This window comes from uncultured Streptococcus sp. (assembly GCF_963528215.1).
GTDB lineage: Bacteria > Bacillota > Bacilli > Lactobacillales > Streptococcaceae > Streptococcus.
This window is the reverse complement of the sequence record NZ_CAURVL010000031.1, coordinates 1-20,644: the sequence shown is the minus strand read 5'-3', so window position 1 is coordinate 20,644 and position 20,644 is coordinate 1. Positions and strand designations below refer to the sequence as shown.

Genomic DNA, 20,644 nt, shown 5'->3' with positions numbered 1-20,644 from the left:
ATATTGTGGCAAAGAAAACGGCCAAAGATGGCGCGAACTCAAAAGTATATGCTAAGTTTGGTGTGGAAATCTATGTAGCAGCTAAAAAAGGTGACCCAGATCCAGAGTCTAACACAGCTTTGAAATTTGTTATCGACCGAGCTAAGCAGGCTCAGGTGCCGAAGCATGTCATTGACAAGGCCATCGATAAGGCAAAAGGAAACACTGACGAAACCTTTACTGAAGGCCGCTATGAAGGATTTGGGCCAAACGGTTCTATGCTGATTGTCGATACTCTGACTTCAAATGTCAATCGGACTGCAGCCAATGTCCGTGCTGCTTTTGGTAAAAATGGCGGCAATATGGGAGCGAGTGGTTCTGTAGCTTATCTGTTTGATAATAAAGGTGTGATTGTTTTTGCGGGTGACGACGCTGACAGCGTCTTTGAACAGCTGCTGGAAGCGGATGTGGATGTTGATGATGTTGAAGCAGAAGAAGGAAGCATCACTGTCTATACAGCGCCAACTGATCTTCACAAAGCCATCGTGGCTCTGCGTGAATCTGGCATTCAGGAATTCCAAGTTACCGAGCTTGAAATGATTCCTCGGTCTGAAGTAGAGTTGACTGGTGACGATCTTGAAACTTTTGAAAAACTTTATAGCGTTTTAGAAGACGATGAAGATGTCCAAAAAATCTACACGAATGTAGATGGATTCTAAACATTCTTAACCTGTAGCTTAAGCTGCAGGTTTTTTATATGATAATAACTTTCAGACTGTATTTACCAGTCAAGATAAGTATGGTAAAATAGAAAGGTCATATTATTAAGTTATTAAGGAGACAATGATGAAAAAAGTATTTCAATACGCGACCTTGCTTCTAGCAGGAATGAGCTTAACAGCCTGTGCCTTGCTTCCGACTTCAAATCAGGATATTCCAAGTAAGCAAAGTCAGGAGAAGAAGGACAAGAAAGCAGCCAGCAATGGGCAAGTAGAGGTCAAGATTAAGGAAGGCCAGTTTATTTTGCCAAGCAATGGGGCCGCTGATTCAAAATACTTAGCTTTGTCATTGGAAATTAAGAATAAAACGGATGAAAAAATCATGATTTCCTCTTCAGACATTGGCTTTTATGATTCAGAAGGTGAGAAAATCCAGCCAGTCGGAGTTTATGATGATGCAGAAAACTTTAAAATACTGAAATATGAAGATTTAGCTAAGGGAAAGACTCTTTCTGGTTATCTTGTATTTAAGGTTGAAAAGGATAAAAAATATGAGCTGCACTATGAGAAGAAAACTTATGATGCTGATGAGAAAACAGAAGAAATCAAGCTAAATGTTGATCCTTCGAGCTATACTGATCAAATCGAAGATTCAAAGAAACTAGCTTCTGATTATCTGAATGCCGTTTTCTTGGGTGGAGACGCCAAAAGCAAAGACAAGGCAAAGTCATCCAAGGGCAAGGAAGATTTTGTCTTAGGCGGTGATTTGGAGCAAGATAAAAATGACTTTAGAGCAGCTTTTGCTGAAGACTTCAAACGTAAATTGCATGACTATCCCTTTACTGATAAGGAAGTCAATGCCTTTATCGATGCCTACGTGGAAAATAATGCAAAACGATCCGAAATTTCTTATACAGTAGCCCAGTACATGCCGAACGAGATAGTGATCAAGATTAAACCGAGAACGGTCAGTCTAAGCAAAACCATCCTGAACTACAGTGAAGAGTTTTCTGACAAGCATCGTTCTGAGTATGCGAATCTTTCGGAATTCTATAAAGCACAGGATAAGAATTATGCTGATGACATGATGGCTGGATTGGACTCACGGCCGCTTCTCACCCCAGAACGAGATTATCAGCTGAAATTTGTAAAGACAGATGGCAAGTGGGTTTTGGAGCGTGATTTTTCTTATGAATCCATTGTCATCTCCTTCGAAGGTGATATATCCTAATACAAAAATTAGAGGGCTGATTATTTGCTCTCTATTTTTGTGTCTGCGTCTTGCTTTGTGCTATACTGGATGGTAGATAGGTGTATTCGAGTAAAGGAGTCTGCCATGAAAAAATTTTATGATAAACTGATGCAAACGCGGCATTATCTTCATCAGCATCCAGAACTGTCTGGGAAGGAATTTGAAACGACAGCTTTCCTAAGAAGCTATCTGGAAGGTTTGGAGATTAGGATTTTAGAATCCGGTTTGAAAACTGGCCTAGTTGCCGAGGTTGGCTCTGGCAAGCCGGTTATTGCCCTGAGGGCTGATATCGATGCTCTGCCCATTTTGGAGCAGACTGGTCTGCCTTACGCCAGTCAGAATGCAGGCGTCATGCACGCTTGCGGCCATGATTTTCATCAGACCAGCCTTTTGGGGGCAGCGGAGCTGCTCAAGGCTATGGAAGGTGATTTGAGAGGAACGGTTCGTTTGATTTTTCAGCCAGCTGAGGAAACTTCTCAGGGAGCCAGCCAGGTTCTTGCGACTGGCCTGTTGGACGATGTGTCTGCTATTATCGGCTTTCACAATATGCCCCAGCTTAAGGCGGGACAGCTAGCACTTAAAGCGGGAACCATGATGGCTGGGGTTGAGAAATTCAAAGTGGAGGTAGAAGGAGTCAGCAGCCATGCGGCTAGACCGGATTTGGGTGTTGATACAGTATTGACCTTAACTAGTATGATTCAAAATCTGCAGCCTCTAGTGGCCCGCACAGTGTCTCCTTTTGAAGCAGCTGTCTTGTCTGTAACTCATATAGAAGCGGGGGCAACTTGGAATGTACTGCCGCAGTCGGGCTTTTTTGAAGGAACGATTCGTAGCTTCAATCCGACCTTGCAGCAGCGTCTTAGGGAAGACTTTATCCGAATTGTAGAGAATACAGCGGAGAATTTTGGAGCTCAGGTCAGGATTTCTTGGGACCATACACCGCCTGTGACCTATAATGATCCTGAATTGGCCGATCTGCTTTATGAGCACTCCCAGAATCTGGCTGAGGTCCTGCCTGTCAGTCCATCCTCGGCTGGAGAAGATTTTGCCTTTTATCAGGAGAAGCTTCCAGGAGTCTTTGCCTTTATCGGTTCAAATGGTGCGGAAAATGCTCCTGACCTCCATCATGACAGCATGGTCATTGACGACGAAGCCTTCAAAGTTTCTGTTCCTTACTATGTGGAAAGTGCTCTCTTTCTCCTGCAGCACTACAGGCAGAAAGTCGAGTAAATGACTGTCTCAGAGCTGATAAAGAAAAGCTATCACCTCCATAAAAAATATATAATGGTCAAGCTTCTTCTTATTTGATATGATAAAGAAAGACTTTTTAGGAGGAATTCGAAATATGAATCTGAAGAAAACCTTGAAATACTTCTCTCTGGCAGCCGTCAGTGTCTTGGCCATTGGTGCCTTGGTGGCTTGCTCATCATCAAGTGAGAAGAAAACAGAGAAAACAAAGGTAGAAGTCGGAACAGTGGGGACGACCAAACCATTTTCATACGAGGATAAAGACGGTAAACTGACTGGCTACGATATCGAAGTCCTTCGTGCTATCTTTAAGGACTCAGACAAGTATGAAGTCAATTTCAATAAGACCAAGTGGGCTTCTATTTTCTCAGGTCTGGACAGCGACCGCTACCAGATCGGTGCCAATAATATCAGCTACTCTGAAGAACGAGCTAACAAATATCTCTATGCTAGTCCATATGCGAAAAATCCAACAGTTTTAGTTGTCCGTAAGGGTGAGGGCATCAAATCGCTGGATGACATTGGCGGCAAGTCTACTGAGGTTGTTCAGGGGACTTCAACAGCTCAGCAACTAGAGGACTACAACAAGGAGCATAGCGATAAACCGACAAAAATCAATTATACGGACGGAACCATTCAGCAAATCTTGGCCAATCTCAATGACGGTCGTACAGACTATAAGATTTTTGAGCGCATAACTGTAGAGTCTATTATCAAAGACCAAGACTTGAAAAATCTGGAAGTAATTGAGCTTCCAAGCGACAAGCAGCCTTATGTCTATCCGATTATTGCAAGCGGTCAGGAAGACCTGCAAAAATTTGTCAACAAGCGAATCAAGGAACTCTATGAGGACGGTACGCTTGAAAAACTATCACAAGAATTCTTTGGCGGTTCTTACCTGCCAGATGCAAAAGACATCAAGTAAGAAATCCCATCAAGTCCAGTCTGCATTTGGCTGACTAGACTTTGATACAAGAAATACGATAAGGGCGGGGAAGCTTATTTCCCCAGCCCTTTATCTGCTGTTAATAGGAGTAACGCATGCCTTTCTCAACTGAGACTGAACAAATCAAGAAATTTGAAAACGACGAGGTAGCCCAGCACTATTTTGAAGTGCTGCGAACCTTGATCTCTAAAAAATCGATCTTTGCCCAGCAGGTTGGCCTGCAGGAAGTAGCCAACTATTTGGGAGAGATTTTTACAGCTGCAGGTGCCAAGGTCATGATTGACGATAGCTATACTGCTCCATTTATTTTGGCGGAGTTTCTTTCTTCAAATCCTGCTGCTAAGACCATTATTTTCTACAACCACTACGACACAGTGCCGGCAGATGATGACCAGCCTTGGACCAATGATCCTTTTACATTGTCAGTTCATTATGGAGTTATGTATGGGCGAGGAGTGGATGATGACAAGGGGCACATTACCGCTCGTTTGACGGCCGTTCGCAAGTATATTCGAGAGCACGGTGATTTGCCGGTCAATATCATTTTTATGATGGAAGGGGCAGAAGAGTCTGCTTCGACAGACTTGGATAAATATCTGGCCAAGCATCGCAAACGCCTGCGAGGAGCGGATTTGCTTGTTTGGGAGCAAGGTAGCCGTAATAATCTAGGGCAGCTGGAAATCTCGGGCGGTAACAAGGGGATTGTTACCTTTGACATGACGGTCAAAAGTGCAGATGTAGACATTCATTCCAGCTTCGGTGGGGTTATCAATTCAGCTTCTTGGTATTTGCTCAATGCTTTATCCAGCTTGCGCAGTCCAGACGGCCGTATCTTAGTTGAAGGAATCTATGAGCAAGTTCAAGAGCCAAATGAACGGGAGATGGTCCTAATTGAGGAATATGCCCTGCGGACTCCTGAAGAGTTGAGTCAAGTCTACGGTTTGAAATTACCGGTTTTGCTGGACGAGCGGAAGGAATTTCTCCGTCGTTTTTACTTTGAGCCTTCACTGAATATTGAAGGTTTCGGATCAGGCTATCAAGGCCAAGGGGTTAAAACCATTTTACCTTCAGATGCCCAGGCTAAGATGGAGGTTCGTCTGGTGCCAGGTCTGGAGCCAGAGGATGTGTTAGACAAGATTCGTCAGCAGCTGGACAAGAATGACTATCCAGCGGTTAAGCTGACCTATACCTTAGGAGAGATGAGCTATCGCAGCGACATGAGCGCGCCTTCCATTCTCAATCTTATCGAACTGGCTAAAGATTATTACCAAGAGGGCATCTCTGTTCTGCCGACCTCAGCTGGAACTGGTCCGATGCACACGGTCTATGCAGCCTTGGAGGTTCCTATGGCAGCTTTCGGACTTGGAAATGCTAATAGCCGAGACCATGGCGGAGATGAGAATGTGAAAATTGCTGATTATTATACGCATATTGAGCTCATTCAGGAGTTGATTGGCAGTTATCGTCGAGCTGACTAGCGGGAAAGGAAGGCTTATGCTATACTCTATAAGAAAAGACAAACTGAAGCAGGCTGGCTTCTTTTACCTCTTTTATTTCCTAGCCATGATCTTAGGCGTCTTGGTTGGGCTTCTATTTGACCGCTCAGGCAATATGTTTTACGCTCCAGCTTTTACAGCTTTCTTTGGCGGAGTTCTGTTCATCTTCTATACAGAGAAAATAAAGACCTTCGGTCTAATCAGCGGCTTAGGCTGTCTGCTAGGTCTCTTCTTTCTGCTTAGTCGACATGGCTTTGGAGCTTTTCTACCAGGTTTGATTTGCGGTGTTTTAGCGGATCTTATAGCTCGGTCAGGCGGCTATCAAAAGACTGTTAGAAGCTTGCTGGCTTTTATGGTTTTCAGCTTTAGCACAGCAGGTCCTATTTTCCTAATGTGGCTGGCGCCCAAGCAGTATGAAGCTAGTCTTCTTGCCAGAGGAAAGACTCAGGCTTACATCGAGCAGGTCATGCTTAAGCCTGAACCCAGCTTGGTCCTCTGGTTTGTAGCCAGCATTTTACTGGGCGCTTTACTTGGAGCTCTGTTAGGAAAGCAAATCCTTAAAGCGAGACTTCCCAAGTCAGCTTCGGTCTAAATACCATTGAAAATATAACTAAGGAGAAAATATGAACAATTTACTCGTGCTCCAGTCGGACTTTGGTCTGGTAGATGGAGCTGTGTCAGCCATGATCGGAGTGGCGCTAGAAGAGTCGCCCACTCTGAAAATTCATCATCTGACTCACGATATCACCCCTTACAATATCTTTGAGGGAAGCTATCGCCTCTTTCAGACAGTTAATTACTGGCCAGCAGGAACGACCTTTGTGTCAGTAGTGGATCCGGGTGTGGGCTCCAAGCGTAAGAGTGTCGTAGCCAAGACTAAAAAAGGTCAGTACATCGTTACGCCTGATAACGGCACCCTGTCTTTCATCAAGAAGCATGTCGGCATTGAGGCTATTCGGGAAATTTCTGAGGTGGAAAATCGTCGCAAGGATACGGAGCATTCCTACACTTTCCACGGTCGTGATGTCTATGCCTATACGGGTGCTAAGCTGGCCAGCGGCCATATCAGCTTTGAAGAGGTTGGGCCAGAGCTCAAGGTCGAAGACATTGTCGAAATTCAGGTAGTAGAGACCACGCTTGCGGATAATTATGTTAGCGGAGCTATTGATATCCTGGATGTCCGCTTCGGCTCTCTCTGGACCTCTATCACCCGCGAGGAATTCTGTACCTTAAAACCAGAATTTGGCGACCGCTTTGAAGTTACTATTTACAATAATGACATGCTGGTTTATCAAAACCAAGTAACCTATGGCAAGTCCTTTGCGGATGTCCGCATCGGTCAGCCTATCCTCTATATTAACTCCCTCTATCGGGTTGGCTTAGCGATTAACCAAGGTTCCTTTGCTAAGGCCTACAATGTTGGCGTCGGTGCCCAATGGCATATTGAAATCAAAAGAATTGAAAATTAAGGAAGAAGAAAATGAAAAATAATACAATCAGAAACGTAGTCGCAACAGGAATTGGAGCAGCCCTATTCGTGGTCATCGGAATGATCAATATTCCAACGCCTGTACCCAATACCAGCATCCAGCTCCAATACCCCCTGCAAGCTCTTTTTAGCGTCATCTTTGGTCCAATCGTCGGTTTCCTGATGGGCTTCATTGGCCACGCCATTAAAGACGCTATGAGCGGTGGAGGACTCTGGTGGTTCTGGATTGCTGGTAGCGGAGTCTTCGGTCTATTAGTTGGCTTCTTTAGAAAATTCTTCCAAGTGGAAGAAGGAAAATTTGAAGTCAAGGATATTATTCGCTTTAACTTGATTCAGTTTGGAGCAAATGCAATCGCTTGGCTAATCGGTCCAATTGGTGACGTGATTGTGTCTGGTGAACCGGTCAATAAGGTTATTGCTCAAAGTATTGTAGCAATTCTAGTGAATTCTGCGACAGTAGCAGTCATCGGAACTGTCTTGCTGACTGCTTACGCTCGCACCCGCACCCGCGCAGGAAGTCTCAAAAAAGATTAATCATAGTAGTTTCTATCTAAGAATAGCTGCCTATACGACTGGGCGGCTTTTTTTGATAGTGATGAATCATACAGTTGTCCATTAGGAACTGGGCAATTTAAGCAATTTACGACTTCCTAAAACTACTTACAATATAAGACGATATATTTAGACTGGCTAAAAAACAAGAGCAAATTTTAGAACAGCTCTTGCGAATCTGAATTTTGTAGATTTTTCTAGTCTTTTTTTGAAAACGCTTTAAAATTGTACTATAATAGGAAATAGGAGTCGGTAAGTTCGTTGCCAACGAATTAAGATCAACCAAAGATTTGAATAGTTAAAAGTCTCTTTGGTTCTTATGTGACTCAGCTAGTTCCAACGTGTTATTGATGATTGTGCCTACAGTGTTTTAGCAGCAGAATCAGGTGCTCTGACGGCTGGATGTCTAGACTTCTAAGTTATAGATATGGTTTGGGTAGAAAATGTTTCAGTTGAGTTGGTTGTGACTGGCAATTTTTTCACTTCTTGATTCGTAAAAGAGAGCCCTTTTAATTTTTAGGCTCAGGGATTATCGATTCAAATGTGTATTTTAGGTAAAATTGGTCAGTTTGGCTGGATGGCCTTCATCATGACCATTGTTGTATTTGTTCTACTTGTTGTGATGACAAGTGCTATTTTTAATAAAGGCTTAAATGAAGAAGCCTAGGAGGACATGTGGTATGAAATTTTTCTTAGATACAGCTGATGTGGCGGCTATCAAGGCGATTAATGAATTAGGTGTTGTGGATGGCGTCACAACTAACCCAACAATTATTTCACGTGAAGGCCGCGATTTTAAAACGGTTATTCAAGAAATCTGTGAGATTGTAAGTGGTCCTGTCAGTGCAGAGGTTACTGGCTTGACAGCACCTGAAATGATTGCGGAAGCACGGGATATTGCTAAGTGGGCTGATAACGTTGTTGTCAAAATTCCAATGACAACGGAAGGCTTAAAAGCTGTCTCTGTCCTTTCAAAAGAGGGAATTAAAACGAATGTTACCTTGATTTTTACAGTTTCTCAAGGACTCATGGCTATGAAAGCTGGAGCTACCTTCATCAGTCCTTTTGTTGGACGTTTGGAAGATATCGGAACAGATGCCTATCAATTGATTGCAGATTTGCGTACGATTATTGATATTTATGATTTTGAAGCTGAAATCATCGCAGCTAGTATTCGTAATGCAGCACATGTTGAAGCTGTTGCAAAACTTGGTGCTCACATTGCGACCATTCCGGATAATTTATTTGAAAAAATGACGCAGCACCCACTGACTACCAACGGAATAGCCCAGTTTATGAAGGATTGGGAAGCATTTAAAAAATAAGTTTTGGGGAAATAGAAATCTCTGCTCTGACTAAATGTTAAGCAAGCCATAGCGACTGAGAAGACTTTGGGTCTTTGTCAACAGAGCTAGGTTGCGGATAAGCTAAGATTTGGAGAAGACCAAACTGGTCTTCTCTTTTTTGATGTTTAGATTTGTGGAAATTGCTTCTGAAATAATGTAAAAAATAAAAGATAAAATGTAAATTATATATTGCATTATTTAAAGTATATTGTATAATAGACTTATAATGATGAAAGGATTGATAGCATGAATAAGAAAATAACTCATCTGCTTATTCCCCTTACTTGGTTTCTAATAGCTGTTGTATTTCTAAGTCTTGGGATAGTTCAGAGAAATCAAATGTGGCTTATTTTTGGTTTTGCTGATATCACTTTTGCTTGTGCTTTCTATGTTATATTCGGGCAAAAGAAAGACGATAAGGATGATGACCATGGCAAAAAATCTTAGACTAAAAATGGCACGAGCTGAGCATGATATGACCCAGGGGGACTTGGCAGATGCTATCGGAGTGACCCGCCAGACCATTGGCCTGATTGAGGCGGGGAAGTACAATCCCAGTCTCAGTTTATGCTTAGCGATTTGTAAATGTCTCAATAAGACTCTGGATCAGTTGTTTTGGGAAGGCTAAAATAAGAAAGTGAGTAAGAAGATGAAGAAGCAACCTATTATAAAAGACGAACGGATAGAGAAATTGGACGGTAAAGTTGCAGGAGAACTAGTACTAGGAATATTCCTTTTCTTAGCTACCTCTGTATTTTTCAAAGCCTATATTCTCCATCTAACCTTACTGGCCTATCTGCCAGAGACTATTCTGATTATTCTAGTTGGTCTATATGCCTTGATGCGTCGCTTGAGTTTGGGAATTGATGTCCGTGACATGGTGATGGAGGAAAACTGGCCAGAGCGTTTTATGGGTGGAGTTGTTTTTGCTCTAATCGTTGCAGGTATTGATTTCTTTGGTCAGCGAGAAAGCTTTGCTAGTATCTTAAGCATTTGGTACCTGCTCAAGTTGGCTCTTTCAATGCTGCTCTTTATATTGGGAAGCTTGACCTTGGATAAGGTCAGCCTAACTCTCAACCGCAAACGTCAGAAAAAGCTAGATCAGGAATTGGAGGTTGAAGAATGACTTGGTGGAAACGATTGCTGTGGGTTGGATGCGTTTGCTTAGCATTGCTGCTGTATGTATTACCCATGCTGGTTCAGCACGTCGTAAGAATTTATGAATTTCCAAGATTGTGGACCATTCTTCTTGGTATTTTCCTAATTTTTATCACTTCGCTAGTCTTTGGTGTACTGGCAAAGAAGGCTGGTATTTTATCTCAGTCTGGCAAAGTTTTTAAAAAAGGAGACGGGAAGCGAATTATTTTAGGCCTGCTAGGTATGATTCTTGTGTCTGTTCTTGGAAAGATTCTTTTGAACCTGATTCACGGTGAGGAGACAACGGTGAACCAAGCATCTATAATAGAAGAGTTCCAAAGAGGGGATATGATTTTGTTGCCCATCACACTTGGAGTTTTAGCACCTATCGCAGAGGAAATAATTTTTCGTGGAATCATTCCTCTAAAAATCTTTAAAGGTTATGAGGGTTGGGGTTACATCATGGGCGGCCTGATCTTTACTCTTTTTCATGGGCCAACCAATATTATGTCTTTTGTGATTTATGGTGGATCCTCAGTGATTTTGACCTGGTTGGCTTATCGAACTCGTCGACTGGAAGTCAGTATTGCAGTGCACATGATCAATAATGGGATTGCTGCAATTATCATGTTGTTGATAGGCATTTTTGGAATACCTAGATAGGAGTTAGAGATGAAAATCAAACTTATTAAACGTCAGATCTTGGACGAGCGGGAAGAGCAGCTTTTTAACAAGGCCGGTATGGAGGCTTTTAGTCTTTTGTTGTATGGTGCTTTAGCCTTATATGCTGGTTCTGTAGCTATGAATGCTAGAGCCATTAACTATCAGCCCTTCTTGGTTTTGATCATTATCGCCTGCTTATATTTCTTCTTTCGGGCTCAGTATCTGGGAGCCAATTATTACAATAGTTTCAGTCTGACTATTTGGGGTATAGCAGCTTGGACGGGGTCTCTAACTCTTTTGATTGCCTGCCAGAATTTCCAACTGAATCATGCTATTTATCATAATAGTGTTTTTCACCCCATGTTTCTATTTGTTATTTTTATTACGTTTGTCATTCACTTTCCCTTTATGTTGCTGGTCAATATTTTCTTGGAGTATATAAACAAATGGCAGAAAAAGCGCTTTGAAAAGTATTTGGATCAATTGGAAGAAAAGCGATAACTTGTCCTTCTCATTTAAAATTTTCAGATCTGCTATTTTTCAAACAAATATTTTGCCCAGTTTTTTCAATCAGGTTATAATAAATAGATGAATTAAAAAATTCAGAAAATTTTATAGAGAAAAGAGAGTTGAAATCTTATGGCAAAAGATATTCGCGTCCTACTTTACTACAAATATGTTCCGATTGAGAATGCTGAGAAATTTGCAGCTGATCATCTGGCCTTCTGTAAATCTATTGGTCTTAAAGGCCGTATCTTGGTAGCAGATGAGGGAATCAATGGAACGGTTTCTGGTGACTATGAAACCACTCAAAAATACATGGATTATGTGCACAGCCTTCCGGGCATGGAAGACCTTTGGTTCAAGATTGACGAAGAAAATGAGCAAGCTTTCAAGAAAATGTTTGTTCGCTACAAGAAAGAAATCGTGCACTTGGGCTTGGAAGACAATGATTTTGATAATGACATCAACCCACTAGAGACGACAGGAGCTTACCTATCACCTAAGGAATTTAAGGAAGCGCTCTTGGACGAAGACACTGTTGTCTTAGACACTCGTAACGACTATGAGTACGATCTGGGTCATTTCCGCGGTGCTATCCGTCCAGACATCCGCAACTTCCGTGAATTACCGCAATGGGTTCGTGATAACAAAGAGAAGTTCATGGACAAGCGCGTGGTTGTTTACTGTACCGGTGGTGTTCGCTGTGAGAAATTTTCAGGCTGGATGGTTCGTGAAGGCTACAAGGATGTCGGTCAGCTTCATGGCGGTATCGCAACTTACGGTAAGGATCCAGAAGTTCAAGGTGAGCTTTGGGACGGCAAGATGTATGTCTTTGATGAGCGTATCTCTGTTGATATCAACCATGTCAATCCAGTTGTGATTGGGAAAGACTGGTTTGACGGTACTCCTTGCGAGCGCTATGTCAACTGTGGCAATCCAGAGTGTAACCGTCGCATCCTGACTTCAGAAGAAAATGAAGACAAGTACCTCCGTGGCTGTTCTCACGAATGTCGCGTTCACCTTCGTAACCGCTATGTGGCTGAAAATGGCTTGAGCCAGGCAGAAGTGGTGGAGCGTTTGGCTGCGATTGGGGAAAGCTTGGAAACATTGGTAGCTCAGTAATAAGGAGAAATCTTAATGGAAAAATTTTGCGTTTATGGTAAATTAATTGCCAAAGAAGGAAAGGCGCAGGAACTTGCTGCTTATATGCAAGAAGTTGTCAAAGAAATGCAAAATCTTGATACTTGTTTCTGCTATATCTTAGGAGAGAAAGCAGACGAACCCAACAGCATCTATATTTATGAAGTTTGGGAGAGCGAGCAGGCTCACAATGATAGTCTGACTTTGGCAGTTTTTCAAAATCTCATTGTAAAAGCTAGACCCATTATTGCAGGCATGGAAAATTTGCATAAGCTGACTATTTTTGATGGTAAGGCAAGTTTGTAAATTCCTAAGAAGGACTAAAAACTTTAGACGATTCAAGCGTCTAAAGTTTTTTTCATCATTTACCTACAGATAAAAGGACTGTTGGATAGGGATTTGGGAAAGCAGACTATTTCTGCCGATTCTTGGGACATCTCGCGGAGTATCCCTTGATTTCTGATTTTCTTTCTGTGGTTTCGATTTTTTGTTCTTTCTTTTTGATGTGATATAATGGGCTTAAATAAATGGGAAAGGAGCAAGTCTATGTCTAAAGCTATCATGGAAGAAGTGGCAGTTTATCTGCGTCAGCATACAGATCAAGAGCTGAGCCTGACCGATTTGGCTCAGCATTTCCATTATAGTCCTTCCCATCTATCCAGAACTTTCAAGAAAAAGATGGGCTTTTCTATCAAGCAATATATGGAAGCTCTTAAGATGGAAAAAGGGATTCAGGAGATTGTAGAAGGCCGGCAAAATGTGACTGAGACCTCTATGGAAGCTGGTTATGATAGTCTAGGCAGTTTTTCCAATACGTTTAAGCGGCATACTGGACTTTCACCTAAAAAATATTATCAGGAATCAACCAAGGCTTATGATTTTATGATCAAACAGCTGGATGAGAAGGGAGCTTTCTTGCATCAGGATCCCGACTGTAAAAGTGGCAATCGCTTGACTGTGGCGCTATCTTATCCTGAGGGGTATGAACCACGCATTAGCTGTGTCGGGCTTTTTAAAACCCGCATACCCAAAGAAGAGCCAGTTATCGGAGTAGCATTGAGTCAGGAGAGACGGTTTACTTTTGAAAATGTACCCGATGGTCACTACTATCTTTTGGCCTGTGAATTGCTGGAGGATTTACACCTGTCTAAAAACTATGTCTTGAAGCATAACTTTCGCTGGGGCAGCGATGAGCCTCTCACTTTTTCAGGCGATAGTATCTATCAGGAGGAAATCAGCATGCGCAGGCCCTTGCTCAGCGATCCACCTATTACAGTTAATCTTCCAGTTTTAATCATGCGTTCCCTAGCCAAACAAGCGCAATTGAGAATAAGAAAATTTTTATCCTAATTGATAAACTGATGATAGAGATTTATTCTCAGCTATAAAAAATTGGAGGAACAATAATGAAATTAGACGTGTTTTTAAGTTTTAATGGTCAGGCCGAAGAAGCTTTTCGTTTTTATGCTGACCTTTTTCAGACAGAGATTAAGGGACTTGTCCGAGCCAGTGAGATGATGGATCCAGCTGACCTTCCTGCAGAAAAACGGGATAAGCTTGCCTGGATTGCCTTAGATACGGAAAACTTAACCCTGCATGGTGAAGATGTAGGCATTTTTAACGACCTATCTATTCCTAGCAATCATCAGCCCAATCAATGGTTAGTTCTGAGCCCAGACAGTAGAGAAGAAGCCGATGAGCTCTTTGCTAAGCTTGCTGAAGGCGGACAAATTCTCTATCCTTTAGAGGAACAAGCTTTCGCAGAGTTTTATGGCCGCTTGATTGACCGCTTTGGTATTGGCTGGGATGTGATGAAATGAGGTGAAAGGATGGCTTATAGTGAATCCTTAGCCCAGCAAGTCCGTGCCATTTTAGCTACTGAACTTCCTCCTCATGTTTTTGAAGAAGAGGTAGAAGAGAAGAAGATGTTTGGTGGCTTGGCTTTTATGGTCCGTGGTAAGATGACCGTTACTGTGAGTTCAGAAAGAGGTCAGGAGCTTGTCATGGTGCGCATCGGTAAGGAAATGGAAAAGCAGGTCCTGCCTAAAAATGGTGCCAGTGTGACGTTAATGAAGGGGAGGCTTTATCATGGCTATATTGATTTAGATGGCGAAGGACAAAAAGAACTGTCTTACTGGATCAAGCTAGCCTTGTCCTACAATCAGGAGCTGACGTAGCAGGATAAAAAGTAAGAAGTGCTCAGATGAGTTTTGCTTTCTTAGAAGTTCATTCATTGCTTTTTTTCAAATATATTCTTAGAATCTGTATTGATGAAATTTTCAGTCGGAAAGTCTCTTCATGGATACAGGTTTTTTCGTCTTTTTCTTCCAAAAATGTTATACTAATACCAGAGTCTGTTTTGCGAATGGAGTTTATCCTAAAAGCCTTGGAAAAAAGCGAGTTTGTACCAGTATTGAGTGTTGATTTTGCGTTTTCTCGCTTTCTGAAAGGCTTTTGTCGTTAGAAAGGAGCATGGTATGAGTATTTCTTTTTACATTCAGAACCGAAAGGGCTTGTTTAGCTATAAGGCGGTCGAGACACCCCTGTCTTTGGTTTCCTTGGTGGAAGGGCTGGAGGTCGTAGGCCTCGAAGGCGATAAGGCTTATCAATCCTTGGATCAGGTTGGAACTTTTCTGGCTGTCTATTGGGAGGGGGCAGGTCGAGGGTTTGAAGTTTATTATCTGCCAGACCGAGAAACCTATCAGGTTCGTGTCTTGACACCATCGACGGTTGGCGACTGGAAAGGGGCTATCCTCTTCATGAGTCGTTTGGCTCAGAAGATGAAGCAGGATATTGTTGATGAATACGGCACCACTTACACTGCTGACGGGATTTTTAATATTGATTTTGAAGCGGATATTCTCTACGGCCTGAACAATTCCAGAGTTGCAGCTGCGTCTATGCATGTTTTTGAAGGCTATGCTCATGATTTGTATATGTCGCAGGAAAAACTTCTGGAACTATTCAAAGCTGAAGATCCTGTGGAGGAGTTTGGCAGGCAGATGGCCGAGATGCAGCAGGTTCAGAGTCAATTTTCTACTCCTAAGTATTATAAGGATCAGAGCGGGAAATACCTGGGCTCTTATGTCTTGGCAGAAGGGGTGGAAACGGTCCTTCCGACTCAGCCCATGCCTAAGGGCTACCTGATTAAAGAGATGATTGAGAGCGGTGCTAGTCAAGACATGGAATGGCATCTTCATATCCTGATAGAGGATGCCAGCAGTCCGCAGGGCTATAAATATCTGACAACAAAGGATTTAAAAGCTTTTTTGGAAAAGATTCCAGACACTCACCGTAGCTATCTGGATTCCAGTCAGATTCGGATTCAGCCACTCAATCGGCTGGAACTGGAAGCCATTTTGGATCAACTCCCCGATGGAGAACCGAAGTTTTAGCGCTAGGAAAATTTACTTTTTGAATCTTAACAGAGCTGCCAAAAGGCAGCTTTTTTACTTTCAGCAGCAGTTCTCACAATTTTGTGACTCTTTTCTTTTTGATAACATTATTGAAAATATCTTGAAAATTTCAAAAAAAGCTATAGAATAGAGGTCAGTTTTATAAAAAGGAGAACGAAATGAAAGAAAAACACATGCTAATTTTGGGCTGGGTAGCCACTTTTATGTCTGTTATGATGTATGTTTCCTATATCCCACAGATTATGAATAATCTAGCTGGCAATAAGGGTGACTTTATCCAGCCTTCAGTAGCTGCTCTAAACTGTACACTCTGGGTCATTTATGGTCTATTTAAAGAGAAGCGGGACATTCCTTTGGCAGCGGCTAATATGCCAGGCATCGTATTTGGCTTGATTACTGCTGCAACAGCCCTTATGTAAGATGAGATTGGGAGTTCTGCCCAGTCTTTTTTGTTGGAAAATCATTGGACAAAGTATTCACCTCATTTGTAGCTATAGAGTCTGCCTATGGCTTTGGCTATGTAGAAAATATGCAGGCAGCGTTCAGCAGACCGCCTTTTTATGATACAATGGTAGGATGAAGTCGGTAGCTATCTGCTGGCTGTTTCATCAGGAAGAAAGGGATAAGAGAGCAAGCCTATGATACTTGAAGAATTTGACCAAAGTCGCAAGGCCATCATCAATCCGGAAGATTTGAATGAATCTATAGAAGGATTTCCAGAGACGGCTGTCTCCTGCTTTGCCAGAGAGACTTTTGCGCGGATGCTAGCGGATTTTGAGCATGAGCTGATTACGACGACCAGCATGGCAAATATTGAAATTCCTATCTATCGTATTTTCGCGGATGGACGAGAACTGGCTCTCTTCAATGCACCGGTTGGAGCTTCGGCCTGTGTGGCTATTCTGGAAGACTTGATTGCTTTTGGCATGAAGAAGCTGGTGCTTTTCGGTACTTGCGGCATTTTGGATGAGGAGATTAAGGAAACTTCCGTCATTATCCCGACGGAGGCCCTGCGTGATGAGGGGACTAGTTATCACTACCAGCCAGCTAGCCGTGAGCTGGAAGTCAATCTTGGCTTGAAAGATTTTCTGACGGCTTTTCTGGAGAAGCTTGGAATTTCCCATAGCAAGGGCAAGGTCTGGACGACAGACGGCATTTATCGTGAGACGCCAGCTAAACTCCGCCAGAGAAAGGCGGAGGGAGCGATCTGTGTGGACATGGAATGTTCCGCAGTTGCGGCTTTAGCAGCTTTTCGAGAGATAACCGTCTGCCAGTTCTTCTATGCAGCTGACCACTTATCTGAGGAAGCTTGGGATATGCGCAACCTGGCCAATCATGCAGACTTAGACGAAAAAGATAAGATTGCCAATCTCGCGATTCAGATCGCTCTGGCACTATAGAGAAATAAGATGAAAAAACCAATTATCCAATTTGAAGACTTTAGCTTTCAATATCAGGCCCAGTCTGAGCCGACCCTGAAGCAGATCAATCTGACCATTTACGAGGGGGAAAAGGTTCTGATTGTCGGACCGTCTGGCTCTGGCAAGTCAACGCTGGGCCAGTGCCTCAATGGGATTATCCCCAACATTTATAAAGGAGAGGCCAGCGGTCAGCTCTTGATTAAGGGGCAGCCAGCCTTTGAATCCAGCATTTATGATAAGTCCAATCTAGTCAGCACAGTCTTGCAGGACACGGATGGCCAGTTTATTGGGCTTAGCGTAGCAGAAGATTTGGCCTTTGCGCTGGAAAATGACGTCATGGGGCTGTCGCTTATGCGCGAAAAAGTTCAAGCTTGGGCTGGGAAGCTGGATCTAGCTGAGCTTTTGCAGCATCGGCCCCAGGATTTATCAGGCGGTCAAAAGCAGCGCGTCAGTCTGGCTGGGGTTTTGATTGACGAAAGTCCCATTCTGCTTTTTGACGAGCCCTTGGCCAATCTGGATCCAAAGTCAGGACAGGACACCATTGATTTGATTGATCAGCTTCATCGGGAGACGGAAACGACGACTCTGATTATCGAGCATCGCTTGGAAGATGTTCTTTACAGACCGGTAGACAGATTAGTGCTTGTCAATGATGGGTGCATCCTCTTTGATGGGCATCCTGATGACCTGCTCAAAACCCAGTTGCTGGCTGAAAATGGCATCCGCGAACCGCTCTACATTACGACCCTGCGCCAGCTAGGCTTTGATGTAGAAAAAGCGGAGGGATTGTCCCGCTTGGATCAGCTGCAGCTGGCAGATTTGGCCTTTGAGGGAGGTGACTGGGCTGACTCTGCCCAAGAGCCTCGGGAGCTCTTGCTGGAATTGGAGCATGTTTCCTTTGCTTACCAGAGCGGCGGCAAGCCTATTTTGCAGGATATCAGCCTGAAGATTTTCAAGGGTGAGCGGATAGCCATCGTTGGTAAAAATGGAGCTGGCAAGTCAACTCTGGCCAAGGCTCTCTGTCAGTTTATTGAGACTGAAGGAAGCTATAGCTGGAAAGGTCAGGATATCAAAGGAGACTCTATCAAGGAGCGGGCTGAGCGGATTGGCTATGTCCTGCAGAATCCCAATCAGATGATTTCAGCAGCCATGATTTTTGATGAAGTGGCCCTAGGCTTGCGCTTGCGCGGACTGGCAGAAGCGGAAATCGAAGAGCGGGTCCATGCGGCTCTCAAGACCTGTGGCCTCTATGAATTCCGCAGTTGGCCGATTTCGGCCCTGTCTTTCGGCCAGAAGAAGCGAGTGACGATTGCTTCTATCTTGGTGCTGAATCCGGAGATTATCCTCTTGGATGAGCCTACAGCTGGTCAGGACCAGCGCCATTATACAGAGATGATGGACTTTCTAGATGTGCTCAACCAGCAGGGACATACCATTATAATGATTACGCACGATATGCAGCTGATGCTGGATTATTCAGATCGGGCAGTGGTTGTGGTGGATGGTCAGATTTTAGCCGATAAGGCGCCTGCACAGGTGCTGACAGATCAGAAGTTGATTGCGGCGGCTCATCTAAAAGAAACGTCAATCTTTGCTCTGGCTGAGAAGATTGGTGCCGACCCTCTGGCTTTGACCGAGTTTTATATGCGAAAAAAGGAGGACAAGCATGCTTAATCAGCGAAAATTAATCGGCTACCATGCAGGCGAGACGTTTCTTCATGGTCTGTCCGGTGCCAGCAAGATGCTCTTCTTCGTTCTGGTATCAGTGGCAGCCATGATTAGCTATGATACTCGCTTTTTGCTGGGGCTAGCCCTGCTGTCTCTCTGCCTCTTTCGGCTGTCCCATATCCGCATCCGAGACATTTCATTTGTTTTAGTCTTTGCGGCATCCTTTGCTGCTCTTAATTTAGTGATGGTCTATCTTTTCGCCCCTCAGTATGGTGTCGATATCTATGGAGCCAAAGATGTCCTCTGGACAGGGTGGGGAGCTTATAATCTAACAGCTCAGGAGCTGTTCTACCTCTTTAATCTCTTGCTCAAGTATGTTTCGACCATACCTCTGGCAGTGATTTTCCTCATGACAACCCATCCCAGTCAGTTTGCTTCCAGCCTTCATCAGCTTGGTATTTCCTATAAAATTGCTTACGCGGTCAGTCTGACGCTCCGCTATATTCCAGATTTGCAGGAAGAATTTTTCCTCATCAGGATGTCTCAGGAAGCGCGCGGGCAGGAATTATCCAAGAAAGCCAAACTGGCTCAGCGCGTAAAGGGAAATCTGCAGATTATCATTCCGCTGATTTTCAGCTCACTAGAGCGTATCAACACCATTGCCACCGCCATGGAACTGCGCCGTTTCGGCAAGAATAAAAAACGGACTTGGTATACCTATCAGGCTCTAAGCAAACGAGATATGCTGGTGCTGACACTGGCAGTCGCCTTTCTATTGCTTTGCTTTGTTCTCTTCGCAGTCAATCACGGCCGCTTTTATAACCCGTGGAGGTAGGATAAAGTGTGTGAACTTCGTTTAATATATATTAGGAGGATAACTACTAGGTGGAAGAAAGAATAAAGAGTAGATTCCGTAAGGACTTATTATTTCCTGTTTTATATGGTTTAGGAGGTATAATTTTTCTCTTCTATATGCCACATGCGGACGAATTTGGTTTTTGGGCATCCTTGATTTTTGCTGCTTTGCTACTACTGATGAGTGCACTCTTTACCTGGCTTGCTTGGATTACTAAGCAAAAGAGCTTGCAGAGCTATCAGAAGCTTTATTCTCATTATCCGGAGCTGGAGAAGAAGTTTTACAAGATTTATAGCCAGTCTCGCTATTCACGTGAAAAACTATCTCTTTATCTTTATAAGGATGCAATCATACGGGATGATACCTATTTTCAGTTTCTTATGCTTTCTGATTTAACTGATTTGACTATTAAGATTGAGAAAGTTCAAGAGAACAAGTACGTTAAGTATCCTCATCTATATTTGTATTATAGTCCCATGAGTGCTAACAAAGATATTCGTCTGCATCTGGGACGCTATACTAATCAAAATTATGTTGAACTATTACAATTTTTAGATGTGGTGAATCAAGTCGCCCCCCAGATTAGAATCTATAATGAAGCAAATAAAAAATAATATTCTCTAATGGCGAAGAAAAATCAGGCAATACTAGCCTGGTTTTTTCTTATAACGGCCTTTTGTTTGGCATACCGGCTTTACGGGGGTATTTATTGGGTGTTTCTTTCTTCTTCTCAACCACTGTGATAAAGCGGGGGTCCCCGTTTGGTAGGGCATAGCTGAGGTTGTCTTGGACCTTGCTAAAGAGTAAGTTGA

General features: G+C 43.2%; 25 protein-coding genes and 1 pseudogene. 25 read left to right on the top strand and 1 reads right to left on the bottom strand.

Annotated elements, in window-relative coordinates:
* Positions 1-2 precede the first annotated feature (2 nt).
* From RWS24_RS09510 to RWS24_RS09390, 25 genes are all read left to right on the top strand, one after another.
* Positions 3-698: a YebC/PmpR family DNA-binding transcriptional regulator gene (locus RWS24_RS09510; protein ID WP_314366936.1), complete on the top strand. Its 696-nt coding sequence runs from the start codon at positions 3-5 to the stop codon at positions 696-698.
* Positions 699-822: 124 nt separating this feature from the next.
* Positions 823-1,929 carry a DUF4352 domain-containing protein gene (locus RWS24_RS09505; protein ID WP_314366934.1) on the top strand — a complete coding sequence of 369 codons (1,107 nt, stop codon included), beginning with the start codon at positions 823-825 and terminating at the stop codon, positions 1,927-1,929.
* A 105-nt stretch (positions 1,930-2,034) separates the two neighbouring features.
* The gene (locus RWS24_RS09500; RefSeq protein WP_314366932.1) at positions 2,035-3,180 is read left to right on the top strand and encodes a M20 peptidase aminoacylase family protein; all 1,146 of its coding nucleotides are present in this window, start codon (positions 2,035-2,037) and stop codon (positions 3,178-3,180) included.
* A 115-nt stretch (positions 3,181-3,295) separates the two neighbouring features.
* A complete protein-coding gene (locus tag RWS24_RS09495; RefSeq protein ID WP_314366931.1) occupies positions 3,296-4,123 on the top strand; it encodes an amino acid ABC transporter substrate-binding protein in 828 nt (275 codons plus the stop codon).
* Between the two features lie 116 nt (positions 4,124-4,239).
* Positions 4,240-5,622 (top strand): M20/M25/M40 family metallo-hydrolase, encoded by a 1,383-nt coding sequence (locus tag RWS24_RS09490; RefSeq protein ID WP_314366929.1) that lies wholly within the window; start codon positions 4,240-4,242, stop codon positions 5,620-5,622.
* A 16-nt stretch (positions 5,623-5,638) separates the two neighbouring features.
* Positions 5,639-6,232 carry an MptD family putative ECF transporter S component gene (locus RWS24_RS09485; RefSeq protein ID WP_314366927.1) on the top strand — a complete coding sequence of 198 codons (594 nt, stop codon included), beginning with the start codon at positions 5,639-5,641 and terminating at the stop codon, positions 6,230-6,232.
* 31 nt (positions 6,233-6,263) lie between these two features.
* Positions 6,264-7,109 (top strand): S-adenosyl-l-methionine hydroxide adenosyltransferase family protein, encoded by an 846-nt coding sequence (locus tag RWS24_RS09480; protein ID WP_002911906.1) that lies wholly within the window; start codon positions 6,264-6,266, stop codon positions 7,107-7,109.
* 11 nt (positions 7,110-7,120) lie between these two features.
* Entirely contained in the window at positions 7,121-7,663 is a 543-nt protein-coding gene (locus RWS24_RS09475; RefSeq protein ID WP_002900998.1) for an ECF-type riboflavin transporter substrate-binding protein, read from the top strand.
* Positions 7,664-8,361: 698 nt separating this feature from the next.
* Positions 8,362-9,006, top strand: coding sequence for a fructose-6-phosphate aldolase (fsa, locus tag RWS24_RS09470; RefSeq protein ID WP_125380247.1), 645 nt, complete (start codon positions 8,362-8,364; stop codon positions 9,004-9,006).
* Between the two features lie 267 nt (positions 9,007-9,273).
* Positions 9,274-9,474, top strand: a complete 201-nt coding sequence (locus RWS24_RS09465) for a hypothetical protein (RefSeq protein ID WP_125330650.1) — start codon at positions 9,274-9,276, stop codon at positions 9,472-9,474.
* Positions 9,458-9,655, top strand: coding sequence for a helix-turn-helix transcriptional regulator (locus tag RWS24_RS09460; RefSeq protein WP_126435838.1), 198 nt, complete (start codon positions 9,458-9,460; stop codon positions 9,653-9,655). The genes RWS24_RS09465 and RWS24_RS09460 overlap by 17 nt, the downstream gene beginning before the upstream one ends.
* A gap of 21 nt (positions 9,656-9,676) precedes the next feature.
* Complete coding sequence (locus RWS24_RS09455; protein WP_314366925.1) at positions 9,677-10,153, top strand: DUF6773 family protein; 477 nt, start codon at positions 9,677-9,679, stop codon at positions 10,151-10,153.
* The gene (locus RWS24_RS09450; RefSeq protein ID WP_314366924.1) at positions 10,150-10,827 is read left to right on the top strand and encodes a type II CAAX endopeptidase family protein; all 678 of its coding nucleotides are present in this window, start codon (positions 10,150-10,152) and stop codon (positions 10,825-10,827) included. The genes RWS24_RS09455 and RWS24_RS09450 overlap by 4 nt, the downstream gene beginning before the upstream one ends.
* Positions 10,828-10,836: 9 nt before the next feature.
* The gene (locus RWS24_RS09445) at positions 10,837-11,328 is read left to right on the top strand and encodes a DUF6773 family protein (protein WP_314366923.1); all 492 of its coding nucleotides are present in this window, start codon (positions 10,837-10,839) and stop codon (positions 11,326-11,328) included.
* Positions 11,329-11,466: 138 nt separating this feature from the next.
* Positions 11,467-12,453, top strand: coding sequence for a rhodanese-related sulfurtransferase (locus RWS24_RS09440; RefSeq protein ID WP_314366922.1), 987 nt, complete (start codon positions 11,467-11,469; stop codon positions 12,451-12,453).
* A 15-nt stretch (positions 12,454-12,468) separates the two neighbouring features.
* Positions 12,469-12,777 (top strand): putative quinol monooxygenase, encoded by a 309-nt coding sequence (locus tag RWS24_RS09435; RefSeq protein ID WP_002896263.1) that lies wholly within the window; start codon positions 12,469-12,471, stop codon positions 12,775-12,777.
* 240 nt (positions 12,778-13,017) lie between these two features.
* Positions 13,018-13,821 (top strand): AraC family transcriptional regulator, encoded by an 804-nt coding sequence (locus RWS24_RS09430; RefSeq protein ID WP_314366921.1) that lies wholly within the window; start codon positions 13,018-13,020, stop codon positions 13,819-13,821.
* 56 nt (positions 13,822-13,877) lie between these two features.
* Positions 13,878-14,291: a VOC family protein gene (locus RWS24_RS09425; RefSeq protein ID WP_049553430.1), complete on the top strand. Its 414-nt coding sequence runs from the start codon at positions 13,878-13,880 to the stop codon at positions 14,289-14,291.
* Positions 14,292-14,300: 9 nt separating this feature from the next.
* Entirely contained in the window at positions 14,301-14,648 is a 348-nt protein-coding gene (locus tag RWS24_RS09420; RefSeq protein WP_314366918.1) for a TfoX/Sxy family protein, read from the top strand.
* A 300-nt stretch (positions 14,649-14,948) separates the two neighbouring features.
* Positions 14,949-15,866, top strand: coding sequence for a DUF4299 family protein (locus tag RWS24_RS09415; RefSeq protein ID WP_314366916.1), 918 nt, complete (start codon positions 14,949-14,951; stop codon positions 15,864-15,866).
* A gap of 179 nt (positions 15,867-16,045) precedes the next feature.
* Positions 16,046-16,306: a SemiSWEET family transporter gene (locus RWS24_RS09410; protein ID WP_002898091.1), complete on the top strand. Its 261-nt coding sequence runs from the start codon at positions 16,046-16,048 to the stop codon at positions 16,304-16,306.
* A 219-nt stretch (positions 16,307-16,525) separates the two neighbouring features.
* Complete coding sequence (locus tag RWS24_RS09405) at positions 16,526-17,287, top strand: nucleoside phosphorylase (protein WP_314366914.1); 762 nt, start codon at positions 16,526-16,528, stop codon at positions 17,285-17,287.
* Positions 17,288-17,296: 9 nt separating this feature from the next.
* Complete coding sequence (locus RWS24_RS09400) at positions 17,297-18,982, top strand: ABC transporter ATP-binding protein (RefSeq protein WP_314366912.1); 1,686 nt, start codon at positions 17,297-17,299, stop codon at positions 18,980-18,982.
* Positions 18,975-19,811: an energy-coupling factor transporter transmembrane protein EcfT gene (locus RWS24_RS09395; RefSeq protein ID WP_295506595.1), complete on the top strand. Its 837-nt coding sequence runs from the start codon at positions 18,975-18,977 to the stop codon at positions 19,809-19,811. The genes RWS24_RS09400 and RWS24_RS09395 overlap by 8 nt, the downstream gene beginning before the upstream one ends.
* A 50-nt stretch (positions 19,812-19,861) precedes the next feature.
* The gene (locus RWS24_RS09390) at positions 19,862-20,446 is read left to right on the top strand and encodes a hypothetical protein (RefSeq protein ID WP_149566178.1); all 585 of its coding nucleotides are present in this window, start codon (positions 19,862-19,864) and stop codon (positions 20,444-20,446) included.
* Between the two features lie 49 nt (positions 20,447-20,495).
* Here RWS24_RS09390 and RWS24_RS09385 read toward each other — a convergent pair.
* Positions 20,496-20,644 (bottom strand): annotated as a pseudogene (locus RWS24_RS09385) (16S rRNA (guanine(527)-N(7))-methyltransferase RsmG); the annotation flags it as partial.

Coding starts and splice junctions, on each gene's coding strand:
- RWS24_RS09460 (WP_126435838.1), top strand. CDS start 9,458: ATGGCAAAAAATCTTAGACTAAAAATGGCACGAGCTGAGCATGATATG.
- RWS24_RS09455 (WP_314366925.1), top strand. CDS start 9,677: ATGAAGAAGCAACCTATTATAAAAGACGAACGGATAGAGAAATTGGAC.
- fsa (WP_125380247.1), top strand. CDS start 8,362: ATGAAATTTTTCTTAGATACAGCTGATGTGGCGGCTATCAAGGCGATT.
- RWS24_RS09430 (WP_314366921.1), top strand. CDS start 13,018: ATGTCTAAAGCTATCATGGAAGAAGTGGCAGTTTATCTGCGTCAGCAT.
- RWS24_RS09465 (WP_125330650.1), top strand. CDS start 9,274: ATGAATAAGAAAATAACTCATCTGCTTATTCCCCTTACTTGGTTTCTA.
- RWS24_RS09450 (WP_314366924.1), top strand. CDS start 10,150: ATGACTTGGTGGAAACGATTGCTGTGGGTTGGATGCGTTTGCTTAGCA.
- RWS24_RS09405 (WP_314366914.1), top strand. CDS start 16,526: ATGATACTTGAAGAATTTGACCAAAGTCGCAAGGCCATCATCAATCCG.
- RWS24_RS09395 (WP_295506595.1), top strand. CDS start 18,975: ATGCTTAATCAGCGAAAATTAATCGGCTACCATGCAGGCGAGACGTTT.
- RWS24_RS09420 (WP_314366918.1), top strand. CDS start 14,301: ATGGCTTATAGTGAATCCTTAGCCCAGCAAGTCCGTGCCATTTTAGCT.
- RWS24_RS09500 (WP_314366932.1), top strand. CDS start 2,035: ATGAAAAAATTTTATGATAAACTGATGCAAACGCGGCATTATCTTCAT.
- RWS24_RS09495 (WP_314366931.1), top strand. CDS start 3,296: ATGAATCTGAAGAAAACCTTGAAATACTTCTCTCTGGCAGCCGTCAGT.
- RWS24_RS09440 (WP_314366922.1), top strand. CDS start 11,467: ATGGCAAAAGATATTCGCGTCCTACTTTACTACAAATATGTTCCGATT.
- RWS24_RS09480 (WP_002911906.1), top strand. CDS start 6,264: ATGAACAATTTACTCGTGCTCCAGTCGGACTTTGGTCTGGTAGATGGA.
- RWS24_RS09485 (WP_314366927.1), top strand. CDS start 5,639: ATGCTATACTCTATAAGAAAAGACAAACTGAAGCAGGCTGGCTTCTTT.
- RWS24_RS09445 (WP_314366923.1), top strand. CDS start 10,837: ATGAAAATCAAACTTATTAAACGTCAGATCTTGGACGAGCGGGAAGAG.
- RWS24_RS09400 (WP_314366912.1), top strand. CDS start 17,297: ATGAAAAAACCAATTATCCAATTTGAAGACTTTAGCTTTCAATATCAG.
- RWS24_RS09415 (WP_314366916.1), top strand. CDS start 14,949: ATGAGTATTTCTTTTTACATTCAGAACCGAAAGGGCTTGTTTAGCTAT.
- RWS24_RS09475 (WP_002900998.1), top strand. CDS start 7,121: ATGAAAAATAATACAATCAGAAACGTAGTCGCAACAGGAATTGGAGCA.
- RWS24_RS09425 (WP_049553430.1), top strand. CDS start 13,878: ATGAAATTAGACGTGTTTTTAAGTTTTAATGGTCAGGCCGAAGAAGCT.
- RWS24_RS09505 (WP_314366934.1), top strand. CDS start 823: ATGATGAAAAAAGTATTTCAATACGCGACCTTGCTTCTAGCAGGAATG.
- RWS24_RS09435 (WP_002896263.1), top strand. CDS start 12,469: ATGGAAAAATTTTGCGTTTATGGTAAATTAATTGCCAAAGAAGGAAAG.
- RWS24_RS09490 (WP_314366929.1), top strand. CDS start 4,240: ATGCCTTTCTCAACTGAGACTGAACAAATCAAGAAATTTGAAAACGAC.
- RWS24_RS09410 (WP_002898091.1), top strand. CDS start 16,046: ATGAAAGAAAAACACATGCTAATTTTGGGCTGGGTAGCCACTTTTATG.